19 protein-coding genes are annotated in these 19,207 nt (G+C 72.5%); 8 read left to right on the forward strand and 11 right to left on the reverse strand.

Annotation, left to right across the window (positions count from 1 at the left end; genetic code table 11):
* Positions 1–138: 138 nt before the first annotated feature.
* Positions 139–1,176, reverse strand: a complete 1,038-nt coding sequence (locus ITX44_RS18230) for an AfsR/SARP family transcriptional regulator (protein WP_205358329.1) — start codon at positions 1,174–1,176, stop codon at positions 139–141.
* A gap of 658 nt (positions 1,177–1,834) precedes the next feature.
* On the opposite strand from ITX44_RS18230, the gene ITX44_RS18235 reads away from it, so the two are divergent.
* Positions 1,835–2,656 carry an AfsR/SARP family transcriptional regulator gene (locus tag ITX44_RS18235; protein ID WP_205358330.1) on the forward strand — a complete coding sequence of 274 codons (822 nt, stop codon included), beginning with the start codon at positions 1,835–1,837 and terminating at the stop codon, positions 2,654–2,656.
* A gap of 156 nt (positions 2,657–2,812) precedes the next feature.
* Positions 2,813–3,583 carry a thioesterase II family protein gene (locus ITX44_RS18240; protein WP_205358331.1) on the forward strand — a complete coding sequence of 257 codons (771 nt, stop codon included), beginning with the start codon at positions 2,813–2,815 and terminating at the stop codon, positions 3,581–3,583.
* A 212-nt stretch (positions 3,584–3,795) separates the two neighbouring features.
* On the opposite strand, the gene ITX44_RS18245 is transcribed toward ITX44_RS18240, so the two are convergent.
* From ITX44_RS18245 to ITX44_RS18255, 3 genes are all read right to left on the reverse strand, one after another.
* Entirely contained in the window at positions 3,796–4,554 is a 759-nt protein-coding gene (locus ITX44_RS18245) for an SDR family oxidoreductase (protein ID WP_205358332.1), read from the reverse strand.
* Positions 4,555–4,726: 172 nt separating this feature from the next.
* Positions 4,727–5,608 carry a sigma-70 family RNA polymerase sigma factor gene (locus ITX44_RS18250; RefSeq protein ID WP_205358333.1) on the reverse strand — a complete coding sequence of 294 codons (882 nt, stop codon included), beginning with the start codon at positions 5,606–5,608 and terminating at the stop codon, positions 4,727–4,729.
* Between the two features lie 227 nt (positions 5,609–5,835).
* Entirely contained in the window at positions 5,836–6,243 is a 408-nt protein-coding gene (locus ITX44_RS18255) for a DUF427 domain-containing protein (RefSeq protein WP_307795340.1), read from the reverse strand.
* 181 nt (positions 6,244–6,424) lie between these two features.
* On the opposite strand from ITX44_RS18255, the gene ITX44_RS18260 reads away from it, so the two are divergent.
* Entirely contained in the window at positions 6,425–6,982 is a 558-nt protein-coding gene (locus ITX44_RS18260) for a cupin domain-containing protein (RefSeq protein WP_205358335.1), read from the forward strand.
* A 316-nt stretch (positions 6,983–7,298) separates the two neighbouring features.
* The gene (locus tag ITX44_RS41105; RefSeq protein WP_205358336.1) at positions 7,299–7,523 is read left to right on the forward strand and encodes a DUF6059 family protein; all 225 of its coding nucleotides are present in this window, start codon (positions 7,299–7,301) and stop codon (positions 7,521–7,523) included.
* Positions 7,524–8,423: 900 nt separating this feature from the next.
* Here ITX44_RS41105 and ITX44_RS18270 read toward each other — a convergent pair.
* Complete coding sequence (locus ITX44_RS18270; RefSeq protein ID WP_205358337.1) at positions 8,424–9,917, reverse strand: FAD-dependent monooxygenase; 1,494 nt, start codon at positions 9,915–9,917, stop codon at positions 8,424–8,426.
* Between the two features lie 772 nt (positions 9,918–10,689).
* Here ITX44_RS18270 and ITX44_RS18275 point away from each other — a divergent pair.
* Complete coding sequence (locus ITX44_RS18275) at positions 10,690–11,787, forward strand: ScyD/ScyE family protein (protein WP_205358338.1); 1,098 nt, start codon at positions 10,690–10,692, stop codon at positions 11,785–11,787.
* 160 nt (positions 11,788–11,947) lie between these two features.
* Here ITX44_RS18275 and tgmC read toward each other — a convergent pair whose 3' ends face one another.
* The 6 genes from tgmC to ITX44_RS18305 form a co-directional block, all read right to left on the reverse strand.
* Entirely contained in the window at positions 11,948–13,111 is a 1,164-nt protein-coding gene (gene tgmC, locus ITX44_RS18280) for an ATP-grasp peptide maturase system methyltransferase (protein ID WP_205358339.1), read from the reverse strand.
* Positions 13,108–14,067 carry an ATP-grasp ribosomal peptide maturase gene (gene tgmB / locus ITX44_RS18285; RefSeq protein ID WP_205358340.1) on the reverse strand — a complete coding sequence of 320 codons (960 nt, stop codon included), beginning with the start codon at positions 14,065–14,067 and terminating at the stop codon, positions 13,108–13,110. The genes tgmC and tgmB overlap by 4 nt, the downstream gene beginning before the upstream one ends.
* Positions 14,068–14,071: 4 nt before the next feature.
* A complete protein-coding gene (tgmA, locus tag ITX44_RS18290; protein WP_205358341.1) occupies positions 14,072–14,332 on the reverse strand; it encodes a putative ATP-grasp-modified RiPP in 261 nt (86 codons plus the stop codon).
* Between the two features lie 99 nt (positions 14,333–14,431).
* Positions 14,432–15,175 carry a helix-turn-helix domain-containing protein gene (locus tag ITX44_RS42645; protein WP_307795341.1) on the reverse strand — a complete coding sequence of 248 codons (744 nt, stop codon included), beginning with the start codon at positions 15,173–15,175 and terminating at the stop codon, positions 14,432–14,434.
* A complete protein-coding gene (locus ITX44_RS18300) occupies positions 15,172–15,639 on the reverse strand; it encodes an ATP-binding protein (RefSeq protein WP_205358342.1) in 468 nt (155 codons plus the stop codon). Before ITX44_RS18300 ends, ITX44_RS42645 begins: the two co-directional genes overlap by 4 nt.
* Positions 15,640–15,834: 195 nt before the next feature.
* On the reverse strand, positions 15,835–17,019 hold the full coding sequence (locus ITX44_RS18305) for a helix-turn-helix domain-containing protein (RefSeq protein WP_205358343.1): 1,185 nt from the start codon (positions 17,017–17,019) through the stop codon (positions 15,835–15,837).
* A gap of 223 nt (positions 17,020–17,242) precedes the next feature.
* Between ITX44_RS18305 and ITX44_RS18310 the strand changes: the two genes are divergently transcribed.
* The 3 genes from ITX44_RS18310 to ITX44_RS18320 are packed head-to-tail and all read left to right on the forward strand — an operon-like array spanning position 17,243 to position 19,070.
* Positions 17,243–17,455 (forward strand): hypothetical protein, encoded by a 213-nt coding sequence (locus ITX44_RS18310; RefSeq protein ID WP_205358344.1) that lies wholly within the window; start codon positions 17,243–17,245, stop codon positions 17,453–17,455.
* Positions 17,452–18,117 (forward strand): cytochrome b N-terminal domain-containing protein, encoded by a 666-nt coding sequence (locus tag ITX44_RS18315; protein WP_205358345.1) that lies wholly within the window; start codon positions 17,452–17,454, stop codon positions 18,115–18,117. The genes ITX44_RS18310 and ITX44_RS18315 overlap by 4 nt, the downstream gene beginning before the upstream one ends.
* Positions 18,114–19,070 carry a hypothetical protein gene (locus ITX44_RS18320; protein ID WP_205358346.1) on the forward strand — a complete coding sequence of 319 codons (957 nt, stop codon included), beginning with the start codon at positions 18,114–18,116 and terminating at the stop codon, positions 19,068–19,070. The genes ITX44_RS18315 and ITX44_RS18320 overlap by 4 nt, the downstream gene beginning before the upstream one ends.
* The last annotated feature ends 137 nt before the right edge of the window (positions 19,071–19,207 follow it).

The following is a 19,207-nucleotide window of genomic DNA, read 5'->3' on the forward strand; positions in this document are numbered from 1 at the left end:
CCGGCCGACGTACCTGAGAGAGCATCAGATCCGCCCCGGAAGCCCCGTGGCCCGTACGCCGCCCCCCGGCGGTCCGCCGACCGTCCGGCGTACGGCCACCCCTCACCCCACCCGCAAGGACGGTGCGGTGGCGGGGGCTCACATCCCGGTGGTACGGCGGGCGGTGAGGCGCTCCAGGCGGGTGACCAGGTCCTGCTGCTCCTGCGAGAGAGCCTCGATACGGCGCCGCAGCCGGGCCACCTCGTCCCGCAGCATGTGCACGCTCACCTCACCGCCGGCCCCCGCACCGCCGCCGGCACCGGCAGCCGAACTCCCGTCAGGAGCAGCGGCCCTACCCCTTTCCGCCCCCGCACCCGCGGCTGCGGCTGTACCGGGTGGGGGTGCCGGCGGGGTGCCGGGTGTGCGGCGGGCGGGGGCCGGGTCCCGGTGGTGGAGGATCGCCTCCATGCGGGTGCGCAGTCCCGGGCCCGGTTCCACGCCCAGGTCGTGGACCAGCCGGCGCCGTACCCGCTCGTAGGCGCCCAGGGCCTCGGCCTGCCGCCCGCACCGGTACAGCGCGGTCATCAAAAGTTCGTGGAAGCGTTCCCGCAGCGGGTGGGCCACGGTCAGTTCCTCCAGTTCGCCGGTGATGCGCTCGCACTGTCCTGCGCGCAGACACGCGTCGTACAGGCTCTCCAGCGCCGCCAGCCGGCTCTCCTCCAGCAGCGAGGCCTCCGCCGCGCAGATCGTGCCGCGCCCGCTGCCCTCCAGGGCGGGCCCGCGCCACAGCGCGAGCGCCGAGCGCAGCAATTGCGCGGCGCGGCCGGGATCGGCGCCCGCCTGGCGGGCCTGGGCGACCAGGTGGTGGAAGCGCTGTGCGTCGGTGTCCGCGCAGCCGGCCCGCAGCGCGTAACCCGTCGGACGGGTCACCAGCCACTCGTGCTGCGGCCGGCACGCGCCGGGGGCCGCCGGCAGCAGCCGGCGCAGCCGCGCCACATGGGCCTGCAGGGCGTTGGCGGCGCCCGCCGGCGGGCGGTCGCCCCACAGCTCGTCGACCAGCCGGTCGGCGGGCACCACCTGACCGGCCCGCACCACCAGCGCGCCCAGCAGCGCCCGCTGCTTGGCGCCGGCCGGGGCGATCCGCACACCGGACCGCTCGTCGCAGATCTGGACGGAACCAAGGATCAAAAACTCCATCTCGCCCTTCCCCCGGGAAATTCGACGAGTTCACGGCGGGGCCGGACCGCAGATGACCCCGTAAATAACCGCTGGTCCTTCCTCGCGGCCGACAATAGGCGCCCCCGCCCTTCCGCGGCGGATTCACCAGCGCCGTACAGGGCGTCGTAGAAGAATCCTTGAGGCCGATTCAGGCGCCGATGCACCGCCCTCCACTTGTCCGGCCACCCCCCGCCGGACCCCCGCCGGACCCCCGCCGGACCGCCCCCGCACGGCCGCGGGACCGTCCCCGGATCGGCGCCCGCCCGCCCCCGGCCCGGCCCCCGGTCCGCAGCGCCCCTGCTCGCGCACCTGGCCGCGCACCTGGCCGTGCACCTGGCCGTGCGCGCGGCGCGGCCCGCGGGTGGTTGGACGCCCGGCGTGCCGGCGGTATTTCCACGGGGTAACGGCCAGTTCACAGGGGTTATGTCAGAGGATTGTCAGCGTGATGTCAGTGGTCAATTACAAAGTTCACTCAAGAAGCACTCAAGACGATCTGAGGGGCCGATGGGCAGCGGGTAAGGTTCCCCTTGTCCGCCGATAGGGGCCCCACCACAAATAGCCGGGAGGCGACAGTATCAACGTGACTCGAACGCCCGGCTCGGGAACCGATTACGGCTGACAAGGACCGGAGGGAATCATGAAGGTAAGAGTCCTGGGAGCACTGGACGCCGAAGTCAACGGAACGTCCATTGTCCCGACCGCCAGAAAGCCCCGCCAGATCCTCGCCCTGCTCGCCCTCTACCCGGGCCGGGTCGTGCCCGTGCCCACCTTGATGGAGGAGATCTGGGGGACCGAGCTGCCGCAGAGCTCGCTGACCACACTGCAGACCTACATCCTGCAATTGCGGCGGATGCTCGCCACCGCCATGGGCCCGGAACCGGCCGGCTCGGCCAAGGAGGTCCTGGCCACCCGCTACGGCGGCTACACCCTGCAGATCCCCACCGAGGCCGTCGACGTCTACACCTACGAACGCCTGGTCGCAGAGGGCCGCAAGGCCTTCGACGAGGGCGAGGACCAGCGTGCCGCGCAGGCCCTGCGCAAGGCCCTGGACCTGTGGGAGGGACCCGCGCTGGTCGACGTGCGGGTCGGGCCGATCCTGGACATCGAGGTCATGCGGCTGGAGGAGAGCCGCCTGGTCGCCCGGGAGCGGCGGATCGACGCCGAACTGCGGCTGGGCCGGCACGTGGAACTGATCGCCGAACTCACCGACCTGATCGCCCGCCACCCCCAGCACGAGGGACTGCACTCCCAGGCCATGGTCGCCCTGTACCGCTCGGGCCGGCAGGCCTCCGCGCTGGACGTCTACCGCCGGCTGCGCCAGCGCCTGATCACCGAACTGGGCGTCGAACCCTCCCCGCAACTGCAGCGCATGCACCAGGCGATGCTCGCCGTCGACCCCCGCCTGGACGTGGTCGCAGGCCCCCGCCGCACCTCCACCTTCGACCTGTACGCGGCCTGACCGGCAGCCCGCCCCCCGCCGCTTTCGCCGCCCGTGCGCCGGCGGGGGCGTCCCGACCGACCGGCCCCGCCCCGCTGCTGCGTTGCCACCGGTGTGCCCGCGGCCGGCGGGCGTCCCGACGTCGCGAACGCTGCTTACTGTTGCGAAGGGTGATCGATGCTTCCCGCTCCCGACGCCGTACCGGCCGACCCGGGCCGGATCCGGCTGCACCTGTTCGCCCATGCCGGGGCCGGCGCGGCGGTCTACCGCCGCTGGCCCGATCAGGTCGGGCCGGCCGCGCAGGCGGTGGCGCTGCCGCTGCCCGGGCGCGAGGGCCGCAGGCGCGAGCAGCGCCTGACCGACCGGGCCGCCCTGGTCGCCGACCTGCTGCCGGCCGTGCTGGAGACCGCGCGCGCCGGACCGTACGCGCTGTACGGCCACAGTCTGGGCGCGCTCGTCGCCTACACCCTCACCCGGGCAGTGGCCGCCTGCCGGGCCCCGGCGCCGCTGTTCCTGGCGGTCGGCGCCTGCCTGCCCCCGCACGCCCCGGCGCCGCTTTCCGGTGCGGCCGACCTGCCCGACGAGCACCTGCTGCCACTGCTGGAGCAGTTGGGCCCGCTGCCCCGCGGCAGCGCCGCCGGCCCCGGCGGGCTGTGGCGGCGCAGTGTCCTGCCGGTGCTGCGGGACGACCTGCGGCTGGCCGACGCGCTGCGGGCGGCCGCCGCGGACCCTGCCTGCGGCGGCCCGGTGGACGTGCCCGTCCTGGTCTTCGCCGGCAGCCACGACCCGATGGCCCCGCCCCGGGAACTGGAGGGCTGGCGGCGCTGGTCCACCGCGCCGGTCACCGTCCGCACCGTGACCGGCGGCCACTTCTTCGCCGCCGGCCCCGACCTGCCCGCCCTGCTCGCCCGGGCCTGCCACGCCCACGCCGCCGCACCGCCCCGGTGAGCCGCAGCCGCACCAGCCGCACCGCCCCGCAGCCGTGCGGCCGTTCCCCGGCCCGCAGGGGCCCCGCGCCCCCGGTGCGGCGGCCGGTGCGCGGGCCCGGCCGCCGCCCGGGTTACGGCTCGGGCGGCGCGGTGCCGGGCGGTGCCGGGCGGTGCCGGGCGGCACCGGCCGGCTGCGGGCGCGGCTTCGAGGGCCGGGAAGCCGGTGGTGGGTCAGTTGATGTGCGCGGCCAGGTACTCCTCCCAGGTCAGCTTGCCGACCTGGGCCTCGAGGTTGAGGTTGTCGGCGGCGCGGTAGGCCTTGCCGGCCTTTCCGGGCATCCGCATCGGCATCATCGGGCGGCGCTTGCCGAGCGCCTGCAGGTAGCCGCGGGCCAGGTCGCCCATGCCGTAGACCTTCGGGCCGGCCAGGTCCGGGACCAGTCCGGCGGGCTGGCCCAGGGTCAGGTCGACCAGGCGGTCGGCGACCTCGCGGGCGTCGACCGGCTGGAACCGCAGGCCGCCGGGCACGGGCACGACCGGCATCTTGGTCATCTTGGAGACGACGTTGAAGACCAGGTCGTGGAACTGGGCCGCGCGCAGCGTCGTCCAGGGCAGTCCGGATCCGGCCACGGCCTGCTCGGCACCGTGCTTGGCCCGGAAGTAGCCCAGCGGCACCTTGTCGGCGGCGATCACGGAGATGTACACCATGTGCTTCACGTCGGCGCGCACGGCGGCCTGCACCAGGTTCTGGGCGACCTTGTCGTCGCCCTTGGGGCCGCCGGCCAGGTGCAGGACGGTCTCCACGCCCTGCAGGGCCGGGTCCAGGCCCTCGCCCTTGAGCAGGTCGGCATTGACGTACTCGACGCCGTTGATGGGGTCCTTGCCGGTGCGGCTGAGCACCCGTACCTCGCGGCCGGCCTGCAGCAGGAGGGGAACGACATGCTTGCCCAGCGTGCCCGTTCCGCCCGTGACCAGGATGGGTGACGTCATCGTTTCTCCACACTCGTTGCTCGTCCGGGAGCCGGTCTCCCGGCCACATCAGCGCGGTTCGCTGCCTTCGCCTGTATGACACCTGCCGCGGCGCGAATGTGACCGGATCCGCCACCCGTACGGGGAAGTCCTGCGCGAGCCCGTACGGGACCGGTCGTCGCGGTGCCCGGGGTCAGGCGTCCAGGACGGCCAGGTCCAGGCCGCGCAGCCGGTCGGGGTGGGCGATCACGTCGATCTCGGTGATCATGTCGTCGTCGATGCCGAAGCCCAGCACCAGGAACAGCTTGCCCAGGGGGGCCATCACCAGCCCGACGGCGCCGTTGACCAGGGCCGGCTGGGTGAAGCGGACCCGCTCGGAGGCGGCGAACGCGCCCTGGGCCACGGCGCGGGGGCCGTGCAGCACCACCGGGGCGGCGGTGGGCCCGGCCTCCTTGTCGGCGCGCAGCACCACGTCGGGGTGGAGCAGGGCCACCAGGGCCTCGAAGTCCCCGCCGCGGGAGGCGGCCGTGAACGCCTCCACCACCTGGCGCTGGCGGGTCAGGTCCGCGTCAGGGACCGGCACGCCGCCGCGCACCCGGCGCCGGGCCCGGCTGACCAGCTGCCGGGCGGCGGCCGGGGTCCGGTCGATCATCGGCCCGATCTCGTCGAAGGGCACCGCGAACATGTCGTGCAGCACGAACGCCAGGCGTTCGCTGGGGCTGAGGGACTCCAGCACCACCAGCAGCGCCAGGCCGACCGAATCGGCCAGCAGCGCCTCCTGCTCGGGGTTGCCGCCGTCCTCCTTGCCCAGCACCGGATCGGGGGTGTGCGGCTCGAAGGGCTCCTCACGGCGCCGCTCACGGGCCCGCAGCATGTTCAGGCACACCCGCGCCACCACCGTGGTCAGCCACCCGGCCAGGTTCTCCACGCTGTCGGTGTCGGCACGCACCACCCGCAGCCAGGCCTCCTGGACCGCGTCGTCGGCCTCACTGAGCGAGCCGAGCATCCGGTAGGCCACCGACCGCAACAGCGTCCGGTGCTCCTCGAAGCGGTCGGTCAGCCACACCTCGTCCATCGGTCACATGCCTTCCCTTTGTACGGCGTCACCACCACGACCCCGCAAACACCGCCGATGTGACCGGCCGCCCGAAATCCCCGCCGCGCCCGGGGGCACCCCAACCTACCCGCCCCGGTCCGCGCACCGTCTGCGTACCGTCTGCGCACCGTCTGCGTACCGTGTCCGGCCGGGCCCCCGTACCCGGCCGGACGCAGGCCGACCCCCGTTACGGCCGCCCCCGGCTGTTACGCGGTCGGCTCCGGTTGCGTGGTCGGTTCGGGGGCGGGTTCCACGGTCAGGTCGACGTGCTGCGGGTAGAACGCCACGTATCCGGCGATCGCGGCGGCGATGGGCTTGGGCGTCTTGTAGGACCAGACCGCGTCGGGGACCTCGCCGTCGTCGGTGATCAGTGCGTAGTACGAGGCCTGTCCCTTGTAGGCGCAGGTGGTGCTGGTCGGGGTGGGGTGCAGCACGCCGGGCGCGACGGCGTCCGGCGGCAGGTACTGCACCGGCGGGTGGTCCGCCTCGCGCAGCGTCAGGGCCCGGGTGGTGTCGGCGATGATCCGGCCGCCGGCCCGCACCACGACCCGGCCCGCGGTGGGTTCCACGGTGATGGGGTGGTCGGGATCCGGCTTGGCGACGGTTTGCGGCACGTGTGCTCTCCCCTCGTCGGCCCGGCGGCCCGCGCGCGCCGGGATGCACTGTGCGGGATCGTCCGCTGGAGACGCTAACCGGGGGCGGGGGGCGTTCAACTGTGGCCGTGCGGCGCAGTCGAACGCGGGCGCGAGTGGGCTACATCTGTGGGGCGTTGGAGCCGACCTGAGAGAGGATCCCATGACGAGCATCGTTCTTGCCGGGCAACGCCCCCCGGGCCGCCGCGGGTTCGAGATCGTGTTGTCGAGCGAGATGACCGGGGGTACGGCGGCGCTGGTGGAGGCGCGCGTGGACCCGGCCATGTCCGGGCCGCCGCTGCACACCCACTCCGCGTCGGAGGAAACGTACTTCGTCGTCTCCGGCTCCCTGATCCTCCAGGTGGGCGAGGAGGTCGTGGAACTCGGCGCGGGCGGCCTGGCGCACATCACCCGCGGCACCGAGCACACCTGGTCCACCCCCGCCTCGCACGGCGCGCACTTCCTGACCCTGCACCTGCCGGGCGGCTACGAGAACTACCACCCCACCGCGCTGCAGGCCGAGAAGGACAAGGGCGGCCCGCTGGTGCAGGACGACCTGTTCGAACTGGCGGCCCGCTTCGACTGGAAGATGGCCGGCACCTCCCCGCGCCGGCTGACCCCGCTGGGCGTCCTCGTCCCGGCCGGCCAGGCCGACGCCGAGGCCGAGGCCGCCCGCGCGGACTACCTGGCCTCCCAGGGCCAGGCCGCACCCGTCGCCTGACGCACGCGCCTGACGCACTGTCAGTACCGCCCGTACGCCTGCCGGCGGCACCGGCGTCGTGTGGTCGGCCCCGGGCGGCCGGCACGCAGCCACACCCTGCCCGGCCCTGGACGCGTACGGCGCCGGGCCGACCACCACGGCAAAGCCGGGACCCGCGCGGTCCCGGCTTCGCCGCTTTGCGCCCCCGGCGTGCGCGGCAGGCGGTCACGCCCGCCACTCCGGTGGTTCTCCACCGTTTTTCCGCCGCCCGTCCGCCGCCGCGCCCGATGGTGGGCGGGTGCCCCAGGCCGCGCCGCCGCCCCACGTGAGGTGACCCGTGAAACAGTCCTTCACCCGCCGTGTGCTGTTCCGGATCTACGACGCCCTGCGGGTGTTCGGCACGATCTACACCGGCGTGGAGCCCGAAAGCCTGGCCGCCGCCGGCGGCCTGCCCTCCCCCCGACTGACCGGCCCGTCCCCCGCCCACCCCGAACGCCTCACCCCGGAAATCCCGCTCACCGCCCTGGAACTGGCGCTGCTGCGCGAACTGAACCACCGCTGAGGCCTTGCGGCCGCACCGCCACAGGGCCACGCCTGGCAAGCCGCACATCACATGTGGCACCCGCACATTCCGCATGCCGCAAGCTGCGTGCCGCAAGCCGTACTTCCGCGACCTGGGCGCCGCAGGCCGTGAGTCCGCAATCCGTAAGACCGCAGCCTGGGCGTCGCATTCACGTATCCCGCGACGTGTGCGCCGCAGCGTGGGCCTCGGCAGTCCGTAAGGTCCCAGCCTGGGTGCCGCGTTCCGTCAAGCCGCAGTCCGTACGGTGCGGCCTGTGCGCCGCAGTCCGTGAAGCCGCGGCCTGGACGCCGCACTGTGGGCGTCTGCAAGCGGTGCGTCGCAGCCTGTATGCCGCAACGTGTGCGCCGCAGTTCGCAGAACCGCACTGTGGGCGCCGCGACTTGGGCGCCGGCAACCCGTGCGCTGCAGCTCGTACGCCGCACCGCCCGTGCCCCGCACTCTGCGCCCGGCAACCTGGGCGTTCGCTGCCCGTACGCCGCAGCCTGGGCATCCCAGCCCGTAAGACCGCAGTGCGCAAGGCGGCAGCCCGTACGGTGCAGCCTGGGTGCCGCAGCCCGTAGGACGGCAGCGAGCAGGGCGCCAGTTCGTAGGCCGCAGCCTGGGCTCTCCAGCCGGTACGCCCTCAGCGCGTAGGACGGCAGCCCGTACAACCGCAGTCCGGTTACGGCAACCTGGGCGCCCGCAACTCGCATGTCGCAGCCGGTGAGGCCGCAGTGCGCAAGACGCCGGGCCCGTACGCCGCAGCCTGGGGATCGCAGCCCGTAGGGCGGTAGCCCGTATCCCGCGGCCTGGATACGGCAGTTCGTGCGCCGCAGCCCGTACGTGACAGGGGGAGGGGGACCGCGACGGTCCCCCTCCCCCTTGCGTGCCCGGGGCGGGTCAGGCCGTGGCGGTGACGCGGGCGGCGCCGAACCAGCGGTCCAGGGCCGCTTCCAGGTCGCCGGGCTCGGGTGCGGCCCAGGCGATGTAGCCGTCGGGGCGGATCAGGACCGCGTGGGGGGCGGGACCGGCGCCGTCGCCGCCGGGTGCGGCCCAGGTGCCGGTGACCACGTCGACGCGGCCGGCCCAGCCGGCCTCGACGCGGGCGGCGTGGCCGGCGGGGGCGGTGGTGTCGATGAACACGCCGCGGCCGGGGCGCAGCAGGTCGCCCACCCGGGTGCGGGCGCCGCCGGGCAGGTGGAGTTCGCGGGCGGGCGGCATGCGCAGGCCCAGCAGGGGGTGGCCGCCGGGGCCCATGTCGTAGCGGACCGTCAGCCCGCTGACCATGCCGGCGAAGTGGGTCGCGGTGTCCTTGTGGGTCATCAGCTCGCCCAGCACCGCGCGCAGCGGGTCGATGTCCTGGCCGGTGAGGTAGAGCATCGAGGCGGCGTGGGTGTTGCGCAGCAACTGCTCGCCCAGCGGGTGGCGTTCGCTGTGGTAGGTGTCCAGCAGGCGCTGCGGGGCGCGGCCGGTGGCGACCGCGGCCAGTTTCCAGCCGAGGTTGGCCGCGTCCTGGATGCCGGTGCTCAGCCCCCAGCCGGCCAGCGGGGGAGTGGCGTGCGCGGCGTCCCCGGCCAGCAGCACCCGGCCACGGCGGTAGTCGGCGGCAAGGCCCGCGGCGTTGTCGAACGCGGCCGTCCAGCGGGCACTGCCGTGGTGGATGGACTCGCCCGTCATCCGCTGCCAGGCGTCGGCCACGTCCTTGAACGTCACGTCGTCACTGCTCGCCGGCGGCTTGAGGCTCTTGTCGTGGACCAGGACCCGGTAGTAGCCGTCGCCCAGGCTCACCGACAGGATCATGTGGCCGCCCGGGATGCGCTCGCCGGTGGGCCGCTGGCGCAGCTCCACACCGGTGACGTCGGCCATGTACATCCCGCGGGTGGCCGCCCAGCCCGGCGCCGGGATCCCGGCCGCGGCCCGCACCGCCCCGTTCGGCCCGTCGCAGCCCACCACGTACCGGGCCCGCTCCTCCAGCCGCCCCTGCGGCCCGTCGAGGACGACCGTGACGCCGTCGGCGTCCTGCGTCAGGTCCACCGCCGCGCAGCCGCGGTGGACCGGCACCCCCAGCTCCGAAAGCCGGCCCGCCAGCACCTCCTCGGTCCGCGACTGCGGCAGCCCCAGCACCCCGTGATGGCTCTCGTCCAGCATCCCCAGATCCACCGGCACCCCGCCGAAGTGGCCGCCGCGGCCCCACCGCAGCTCCCCGAGCCGGTCCAGCAGCCCGCGCTGGTCCAGCAGTTCGGCGACCCGCTTGGTGAAGCCCAGCGCACGCGACTCCCCGGACGGCGCGGCCAGCTTGTCGTAGACCACGACGTCCGCGCCGCCCAGGCGCAGTTCACCGGCCAGCATCAGCCCGACGGGCCCGGCACCGACGACTATGACGCGACTGTTCATTTTCCTGCTCTCCCGTTCGACAAGGCTGGAAAAGTCATGGAAAGACGTGGGAAGGAATGGAAAAGGCAAGAAGAATAGGGGAATTGCGGTGCGGAAAGGCGAAGGGGCGATACCGGCGGGGGGCACCGGGCGTCAACGTACCGGCCGAGCAGGTGCGGCACAACGTGCCGCAACACCGCCCGCCGCAGGTGGCCGGGCACGTCCGCCCCGGTACACCGCCCGCCCCCGCCCCCGCCCCAGGGCCGCTGCACCGCACGCCGAGCCGTGGTCGAGCGCGGCGCGAGCACGGCCCCGGGCGGCCTCGAACGGTCCTGCGGCAACGCCGGTTGCGGGCGGGGCGGGCGAATTCCCGTCAACGGAGGGGCCCTTGCGGAAAACACGGCGCGGGATTTCCGTATCCGGCGGGTCCGGGAAAGGGACGTCGCGGGCGCGGAGGAAGACCGGGGGAGGATCCGGGGAGGTCCCGCGGGAGGTCCCGGGAAAAGCGGGGGGAAAGCCGGGGGAATGCGGAGGTGTTTCGGGCCGGTGTCGGCGGTGTGACGGGTGGGGCGGGCCGGGCGGTGCGTGCCGTGTGCCCCGCTGCACGTTGCTTGGTCCCAACTCCCCCCAGTTCAGGGGCAGTTGCACGATGGCCGGAGGAGGGGTTGCGGGGGCGGTGTTCAAGTGCGGAATGAGCAAAGCAGTCGTACACACCGGGGGACTCACCTATGGTGTCGCAGGTCTCGAGCGCTCCCCGATCAAAAAAAGGGGAGCACATTAACGGAGGAGAGGCATGTTCAGTTCACGCGGTTCGTGGAAGAGAGTGCTGGTGGCCGCGGGTGCGGCCGTCGCCGTCGCCGCCCCGTTGTCGCTGTCGGCGGGCACGGCCCACGCGGTCACCGGCATGACCCGCACGACGACCTTGAAGGTCCTGGCCTCCGGCCTGAACAACCCCCGCGGGATCACGGTGCTGCCCGACGGCACGATCCTGGTCGCCGAGTCCGGGGCCGGCGACCCCAACTGCGCGGCCGGCCAGACGTGTGCGGGCCTGACCGGCTCGGTCTACGCCGTGCACGGCGGTTTCCAGGGCCGGGTCGTCACCGGCCTGGCCTCCACCGCCACCGGCCCGGCCACCCCCGGCGCCTCGGTCAGCGCCGCCGGCCCCAACGCCGTGGTGCCCGACCCCAAGGGCGGCTACGACGTCCTGAGCGAGTTCGGCGGCACGGACGACTCGCGCGCAGCGCTCGGCCCGAACGGCGCGACCCTGGGCACGCTGCTGCGTACCTGCGACCACACGGTGCTGGCCGACCCGGTCGACTACGAGACCAAGGTCAACCCCGACGGTGAGGACGTGCACTCCAACCCGTGGGGGCTGCTGCCCAGCGGACCGGACTTCCTGATCACCGAGGCCGGCGCGAACGATCTGCTGCGCGCGCACCCCGACGGCAGCATCACCACCGACTACGTCTTCCCGCACAACACCGCCGCCACCGGCTCGCAGCAGGCCGTGCCCACCGGCATCGTGCGGGCCGCCGACGGGACGATCTACATCTCGGACATGAGCGCCACCACTCCCGGGGCCGCCCGGATCTGGCAGATCAAGCCCGGCCAGGCCCCGCAGGTCTTCCTCACCGGCTTCAGCAACCTGGTCTCGCTGGCCCTGGACCACTCCGGGAACCTGTTCGCCCTGTCCTTCACCGCCCAGCTCGGCGCCCCGCCGCTGCCCGGCTCCCTGAGCAAGATCAACCTCGCGACCAAGCAGGTCACCCAGATCCCCACCGGCATCCTGCTCCAGCAGCCCACCGGCCTGGGCATCGGCCCGGACAACGAGGTCTACGTCACCAACAACTCCAACGGCACCAGCGGCCAGCTCGTCCGCGTCCTGTACTGAGCGCCCGCCCCGTTCGGGGCCGGCCTGTGCCTGAAGCGATCTTCTCCCGCCCGGTGGAGGACACCCTTCCTCCACCGGGCGGGCGTGCCTGCCGGGCGGGCGTGCCTGCCGGGCGGGCGTGCCCTGCCGGGCGGGCCCGGGCCGACCGCCTCGTCGCCGGTCAGGCCAGGCGGTGCTCCCAGCGCAGCGACGGGTTGCCCTCGATCCAGTAGGTGTGGGAGGCGGCGGTGATCCGCAGCCGCACCGTGTCGATGTCGGGGCTGCCGGCGTCCTGCCACGCGAGGAGGGCCTCCTCGATGTCGTCCCACAGGGCCACGGGGCCGCCCTGGCGGACCGTCCAGCCGCTGCCGCCGGCGGTGAACTGGGCGAAGGACTCGCGCTCCGGGTCGAAGACGTACAAGAGCTTGGTCCCGTCGCTGCGAGTGGCACGCACGAGTTGTGCCCCGGGCGCGGCGAGCTGGGCGAGGAAGGCGGGCATCCAGCCGTCCAGCACGGTGGGCGGCGCCTTCGTGTCCCTCTCGCCGTCCGCGTAGGCCGTGCGGGCGGACAGGTCGCCGGCCACCGGCACCACGGCCTGGGCCCGTGCCTGCATGAACGAGGACCGGCCGATGATCCGGCCCTGCGCGTTGCCGTTCCCGTCCACGGTGACCTTGGCCAGGCCGGTTCCGTACGGCCAGGAGCCCACGGTGCTCAGGACGATTCCGCCGGGCCTGGTCTGCCGGACCCAGGTGTGCGGAATACGGCGGACGGCGCAGGTGGCGATCACGCGGTCGTACGGCGCGTTCCGGGGATGCCCGAGGAGGCCGTCGCCGGTGACGGTCCACGTCGAGAAGCCCGCCGTTTCCAGTGCGGCATCCGCCCGCTGCGCCACCTCGGGGTCCACCTCGATCGTGGTCACGTTGTCCGCACCCAGGCAGTGGCACATCAAAGCCGCGGAGTAGCCGGTGCCCGTGCCGATCTCCAGCACGCGATGGCCGGCCTCCGCCTCCAGGCTCTCGATCATGCCGACCACCGTGGCAGGGGTGGTGGAGGAAGACGTGGGCACGCCCTGAACGGGGCCACTGGCCTGGTCGGCGGTGAGGTGCCCGTCGAGCTGGGTGGTCAGGGTGTCGTAGCTGTACGCGATCTTCAGCCACTCGCCCGGGTCGGTGCCGGCCGCGGTGACGGGCCGCCAGGCACCGCCTTCGTCGAGGAACACGCCGGGGTGAAGGAACAGCTCGCGCGGTACGGCCTCGACGGCCGCGCGCAGCCGCGGGGACGTGAGAACCCCGTTGTGCGCCAGCAGTGCGGCCAGGTGGCGGCGCTGGGGGGCGGAGTCGTTCACGAATCATCTCCTTGGGTGAGCAGATCGGCGAAAGCCGAGGACATCGGAAGGCCGGTTTCCGTCTCCAGCCACCCCCACTGGCCGTTCGGGTTCAACTCCAGCCACCAGTAGTCGCCCCTCCGGTCCACGGCGAGGTCGAAGCTCCCCGATGCCAGGCCGAGCCGCTCCAGACAGGCGAGAAGCGCCGTGTTCACCCGGTCGGGCAGGTGTTCCACGGTGTAGGTGAGGGCGCTGTAGTCCTTGCGCCAGTCCAGCAGGCCGGATTCGATGCGTACGGCGAAGGTGTGCCGACCGACCACCAGAACCCGCACGTCGGCAACCTTGTCCATGCGGACCTGGAACAGGTGTGGCGCCACGCGCACGCTCTCGTCGATCTCATCGGCGGTGACCGGCTCCGCCCACCCTGTCACCGGAACTCCGTTCCGCGCGTAGGGGGTCCACCGTAACGTCTTGTAGAGCACTTCATCGTGGGCGCCGATGAACTCTCGTGCCTCGTCCGGGTCGTTGGTCACCAAAGTCGGCGGCACGGCAAGGCCGAGCCGCTGAGCGAGGGCGAGCTGCGCGGGCTTGTAGTCGGCGGCGGCGATGCGCAGGGGGTGATTGACCCAGAGCGGGCAGTCCGTTGCGTACAGGGCGCCTGCGAGCCCGAAGCGGACCTGGGCAGCCGCGAATCGGGCGTCGTCCGGCTCCAGGTGGGAGAAGGCAGGCCATTCGGGGCGGCGCCAGTACACCGCTCGCAGTCGGGTCAGGTCGGCGGTTCTCGACGGGGTGCGCACCTGCCCGACCACCGGGGCCGAGCAGGTGCCGAACCGAGCCGAGACCGTCAGGCCGGTGCCGATGTCGGCGGGGTTGAACCTGACCACCGGCACGTTCCGCCGGTTGAGTTCGGTGATCACCATGTCGGCGGTCAGGTCGTCCGCCTCGGTGACCACCAGAACCGGCCTCTCCTCGGCCATGTCGTCAGTCCTGCTCGGAGTCCTGGTCGTGGCCCTGGTCGTTCCTGGAGTCCGAGTTCGTGGTGGTCGAGGTCTCGGTGCCCTTGCTGGTGCCGTGTTTGCCCATCTCGACCACCTGGCCGGCGCGGTCGCGGAACACGCCGAGCTGCGTGTCGGGGTCGATGGTGACCGAGGCGTGCGGGCGCTGGACGGTGGTCGGGTAGGGCGCGAGGCGGCCGGCGCCCCAGGGGCGGCTCGCGGTCGGCTGTTCGACGACGGTCGTCACTGGATCTCCTCGAAGCGGAGTGGAAGGTGAAGTGAAGCGGATGGATGCGCCGCGGGGCCGATCCTGGCTGTCCGTCGCCACGGACAGGCCCGCAATTGATCAGTCCCGCGGTGCGGTGACGGTGTCGGTGCGTTTTCGTTCCAGCGCCACCACGGGGCAGTTCAGGGCCTCGGCGATCCGGGGCAGGACGGCGGGGGTCGCGCTTCTCCAACCGGACTCGATCTCGTTCATGAGCTGTTCCGAGATCCCGACCCGCTGGGCGAGGGCCCGCTTGGTCAGCCCCGCTTTCTCGCGGGCCCAGGTCACGGCCTGCGGTTCCTGGCGCAGAACGCGGGGCGCCGACCGGACCCGGCCGGTCGCCGCGACGTCCGCTGCCGTCCCGGCTGTGTCCGCTGCGGGTGTGGGGTGGTGGCGGGACCAGTCGGCGCGTGCCGCCTCCAGGGCGGGGCCCACCTGATGGATGAGCGCATGGCCCAGGGTGCGCAGGCGCTGGCCGAAGTCCGTTATCCCCTGCGGGTCCAGGCCCTTGAGCCAGAAGTCGTCCACGAGTTGCACGTCGGCGACCGGGATGCGGGGCTCGTCGCTCTGCCCGAACGGTTTGCAGGTGAGGGTGACGGCCAGGACGGCGGCCTGCTCGGCGGGGTCCTGGCCGTGGACGACCGGCAGGATCAGGCCGCCCGTGTCGGTTTCGAGGACCACATCGGCCAGCACGGCATCGAGGTGTTCGGGCCGCACCCCGTCCCGGCTGGGGTCGCTGTCGGCCCAGTCCGGCAGGTGGTCGCGTACGGTCAGCCCGCTGGTGGTCGTGACAGCCCAGCTACGGGCCTTGGCCGTTGGGGTCACCGGAGCACCCCCGCAGCGGCATCAACAGCAGGGTCGGTACCGTCATCAGCGCAGATGGCCCAGACGGCTTTCCCGGGCCCGTTCCGGTCGCCGATCCCCCAGTGCCCTCCGGTCAGCACGTCCACCAGCAGCAGGCCACGCCCGGACTCCTCGTCGTCGGGCGCCTCCCGCAGCTCCGGCTTGCTGTCGCTGGAGTCGTGCACCTCGATCCGCACCCCGCACTCCAGCCGCTCGAACCGCGTGAAGACCAGATGCCCGTACGGGGGGTGCGCATGGGCCACGGCATTGGTGACCAGCTCGGATACGACCAGTCCGGCCGTGTCCGTCAGGTGCGACAGCCCCCAGGCGCAGAGGTGATCGGCGAGGAAACGCCGCGCCCCGCCCACCGAGCGGGGAGCGGGCGGCCACGTTCTCTCGACAACCGGACGATCCTCAGCCAGAGCCTGCGGCGTACCAGGGATCATCACGCCACCCCCGGGAACCCGAAGGGGCGGCGGATAAACTCGTGCATGTCAGCGTTCCTCTGAAGCGTTGGCCACGCCCCCGGACCGGTCGCACGGTCGCGGGGGTCCATTACTGGCTTTAGCGTGCCGACATGTGAAGGCCGGAACTATCAGTGCTCACTGATAGCCCCGGCCAATGCTTGACTCCACGTCATGTCATGCGCCGAGCCACGAACCGTAATTGCTGAACGATTCCGGCATTCGGCGCTTGGCCGATTCGAGTCCTGCGTAGGTCTCCCGCACAATGGGGTGGTAGCGGGTCTGCTGCGGGGCAAGTTTGCGCGCCTCCCGCAGGCTTTTGAACGAGGCCTCGGTATTCCCCGTCCACATCTGGGCCCAGGCCACCTCGGCGTGGTGGTGCGCCAGCCGGGAAGGCGGCCAGTCGTTCGAAATGGCCATCTCCTGAGCCGCCTGCACGGCCTCGGGATACAGATCCAGTTCCGCCAGGACGCTCACCCGGTGTGCACCGACGTTCGTCGGCCCGAACGAAAGCCAGTGCACCCGCTCGGCCGGGCCGGTGCGCTCGGCGATGCGCCGGGCTTCGCCCAGATACCCTTCCGCCGAGTCCCTGTCCCGGTCCCTGCCGGCCAGCACCGCGGCTCCCAGGTGCAGTTGGCCGGTGACCACATCACGCACCCGGCCGGCCTCGGCCTGCTCCAGCGTGGACATCCCCAGCCCGATGAGCCGCTTGCCGGTCCGATAGTCACTGGCCCGCAGGTACGCCAGCGCCCGCAGATACTGGCGCATGCCGCCCAGGACAGGGTCGGAGGCACGCTGTGCCGCCCAGTCCATCCGGTCCAGCGCCACCGTGCACAGATCGTAGAAACCCAGTTTCGTCGTCACGTCGTACGCGGTCCGATACGTACTGGCCAGCAATCGCCAGTGCCGATCGCTCGGGCTCATGTACGCCGTTGCCGTGGCCTCGTGAATCAGACCGGGAAGAACGGTCGCCACCTGCTTGATGTCGGTGGCCCGCACCCCAGCGCACAGTTCCTCCGCGTGAGCTTCCAACTCCTGCGTCGGGCGCGGCGTCACATCCGGATCCGGCCCGAGGTCGTAGATGTTCAGCGCCTCCCGGATCGGCTGGATCAACCCGTCCAACTGATCCTGCCGCAACTCCTCCAGGTAGGGCTGTCCCGTGAGTTCTGTGACCGGCACCGACAAGGCCCTGGCAAGCGCGCCGATAACGGAAGGACTCGCGGGCATGGCACCCTGCTCCACCTTCGTCAAAGTGCTGTACGAAACGTGGGAGAGATCGGACAGTTCCCGCTGCGTCAACTTACGCACTTTGCGCGCACGAGCGATGCGCCTGCCCGTGAGTTCCTCGATGTGCGGGGGCATATTCGTCTCCGTTCTGCATCGACACCAGAACGGTACCCGGTCCCGGGCCGGAGCCCGGGGCGCGCTCACGTCCCCACCCCGCCCCCTCCGAACCCCGCACCCCTCGACCCCGCCCACTCCGGATTGAGCCGTTCGGCTCATGGCCCGGGCATGCCGGGCGGCCGGACGTCCCGCGAGGCGTTCTACTTGATCTTGGCCGCTGACAGCCGAGAGGAGTCGCCTCATGGCGGGACACCCGCACTCCGTCGAAGAAGGGGCCGTACGGTTCGTCGCCGCGCCCGTCGATCTGGGCGGCACCGGGCACTACGTGCACTGGGGCGTGGTGCAGCTGTCCGTCGCCAACCTGGTGGTCATCGGGCTCATGCTGGTCGTTTTCGTCGCGGCCCTGCTCCTGCCCTTCCCCCGGGGCCGGGGTCAGGGCCGGGGCCGGGGATGAGCGGAGAAGGGGCGGCCGGCGGGGGCTGGACCGGGGCGCTGCGGCGGCGGGCGACGCGGGCACTGCCACCGGACAAGCTGCTGCCGGACGCCCAGCCCGCGTACATGGCCTCGTGGATCTACGTCTTCGGCGTGCTCACCCTGGCCGCCCTGATGATCGTCCTGGTCAGCGGCGGTGTGCTGGCGCTGAAGGGGCCCGCGTGGTGGCACGTGTCGGGGACCGGCAGATACGTGAACAGCCTGCACCTGTGGAGCGTCGAGCTGTTCATGTTCTTCATGGTCGTCCATCTGTGGGGCAAGTTCTTCATGGCCGCCTGGCGGGGCCGGCGGGCACTGACCTGGGTCACCGGCGTCGTGTGCTTCCTGGTGGCGATCGGCACCGCGTTCACCGGCTACCTGGTCCAGCAGAACTTCGACTCCCAGTGGATCGCCGGCCAGGCCAAGGACGGCCTCAACTCGGTCGGCATCGGCGCGTTCTTCAACGTACTGGACTTCGGCCAGATGCTGATGTGGCACATCCTCCTGCTGCCCTTCGCCCTCGGCGCGCTGACGGCCTGGCACGTCCTGCTGGTGCGGCTGCGCGGAATCGTGCCGCCGATCGACGCCACCACCCCTCCCGCCACCCCTCCCGCGCCGGCGGCCACGCGGGAAGCGGCGGGATGAAGCGGCGCCACCGCCGTCCGTCCGCCCCGGACCCGGCCGCCTTCCCCACCAGGACGTACGACCTGCTCAAAGAGTTCACGATCGCGTCGGCCGTGGTCGCGCTGCTGACCGTGGGCCTGGCCGCCGTGTTCTCCTCGCCCGACGTCAAGCCGGTGACCCTGGCCTCCTGGGCACGCGCCGACGGGACCGACTTCACGGCGACCGCCGTGACCGAACTCGGCGGCACCAGCACCACAGCCACCTACGGGCCGCCGTACAACCACACACCGGACGCGGCACAAAAGATCGGCCCCGTGAGCCTGCAGAACGCCGCGGGGGTCCGCATCCGGGTCGACACCGCGAACGACTTCGTGCTGCGCCCCCTGCGCCAGGCCCCCGAACCGCCCGCCGTCACCGCGGCCCTGACCACCTGGACGGCCGCCGCCCCGGCCCGGCAACGGGCATGGACCTCGGCCTACTCCGACGCCCTGGCCAAGGCCAACGGCGCCGCCCCGGCACGGGGCGACTTCGGCCCCGTACCCGTCCTGGTCGCACGCCTGCGGGAACTGGCCCGCGCCGGCGCCCTGGACGGCCAGCTCCAGGCACAGGGCACGTTCTACCAGACCGACTACACCCGCCCGCTGCTCTTCCTGTCCGACGGCTCCCACCTGGAGTCCCTGGCACGTGCCCAGCACCTCAAGGGCGACCAGTGGGGGATGATGAACGAGACGGGCAACTACCCCGGCCAGGCGTGGCTGTGGCTCTACACCTTCTGGTACCAGATCGAGCCCTTCAAGTCCTCCGGCAACGCCGACGCCCTGATCTGGGCTGTGATGGCCCTGCTCAGCCTGGGCCTGATGCTGGTGCCGTTCATTCCCGGCGTGCGGTCCCTGCCGCGCTGGACGCGGGTGCACCGGCTGATCTGGCGCACCTACTACCGCGAACAGGCGGTGGAACGGGGCCGACGCGCGTAACACCCCCCCGGTAGCCCGCCTCCCCGGTACCCCGCTCGCCCGTCCGTACCCCCTCCGTACGCCCGCCCGTCCGTATCCCCGGCCCCCCGTTCCCCCGCCCGCCCGGGCCGCCGCGCCGGGTGCGGGCCGGACCGGGC

This window comes from Actinacidiphila acididurans, assembly GCF_016918855.1.
In the GTDB taxonomy this organism is placed as follows: Bacteria; Actinomycetota; Actinomycetes; order Streptomycetales; family Streptomycetaceae; genus Actinacidiphila; species Actinacidiphila acididurans.

Excerpts from the sequence above, each read along its gene's own strand:
- ITX44_RS18230 (WP_205358329.1), bottom strand. The coding sequence starts at position 1,176 with ATGGAGTTTTTGATCCTTGGTTCCGTCCAGATCTGCGACGAGCGGTCC.
- ITX44_RS18235 (WP_205358330.1), top strand. The coding sequence starts at position 1,835 with ATGAAGGTAAGAGTCCTGGGAGCACTGGACGCCGAAGTCAACGGAACG.
- ITX44_RS18240 (WP_205358331.1), top strand. The coding sequence starts at position 2,813 with ATGCTTCCCGCTCCCGACGCCGTACCGGCCGACCCGGGCCGGATCCGG.
- ITX44_RS18245 (WP_205358332.1), bottom strand. The coding sequence starts at position 4,554 with ATGACGTCACCCATCCTGGTCACGGGCGGAACGGGCACGCTGGGCAAG.
- ITX44_RS18250 (WP_205358333.1), bottom strand. The coding sequence starts at position 5,608 with ATGGACGAGGTGTGGCTGACCGACCGCTTCGAGGAGCACCGGACGCTG.
- ITX44_RS18260 (WP_205358335.1), top strand. The coding sequence starts at position 6,425 with ATGACGAGCATCGTTCTTGCCGGGCAACGCCCCCCGGGCCGCCGCGGG.
- ITX44_RS18270 (WP_205358337.1), bottom strand. The coding sequence starts at position 9,917 with ATGAACAGTCGCGTCATAGTCGTCGGTGCCGGGCCCGTCGGGCTGATG.
- ITX44_RS18275 (WP_205358338.1), top strand. The coding sequence starts at position 10,690 with ATGTTCAGTTCACGCGGTTCGTGGAAGAGAGTGCTGGTGGCCGCGGGT.
- tgmB (WP_205358340.1), bottom strand. The coding sequence starts at position 14,067 with ATGGCCGAGGAGAGGCCGGTTCTGGTGGTCACCGAGGCGGACGACCTG.
- ITX44_RS18300 (WP_205358342.1), bottom strand. The coding sequence starts at position 15,639 with ATGATCCCTGGTACGCCGCAGGCTCTGGCTGAGGATCGTCCGGTTGTC.
- ITX44_RS18305 (WP_205358343.1), bottom strand. The coding sequence starts at position 17,019 with ATGCCCCCGCACATCGAGGAACTCACGGGCAGGCGCATCGCTCGTGCG.
- ITX44_RS18310 (WP_205358344.1), top strand. The coding sequence starts at position 17,243 with ATGGCGGGACACCCGCACTCCGTCGAAGAAGGGGCCGTACGGTTCGTC.
- ITX44_RS18315 (WP_205358345.1), top strand. The coding sequence starts at position 17,452 with ATGAGCGGAGAAGGGGCGGCCGGCGGGGGCTGGACCGGGGCGCTGCGG.
- ITX44_RS18320 (WP_205358346.1), top strand. The coding sequence starts at position 18,114 with ATGAAGCGGCGCCACCGCCGTCCGTCCGCCCCGGACCCGGCCGCCTTC.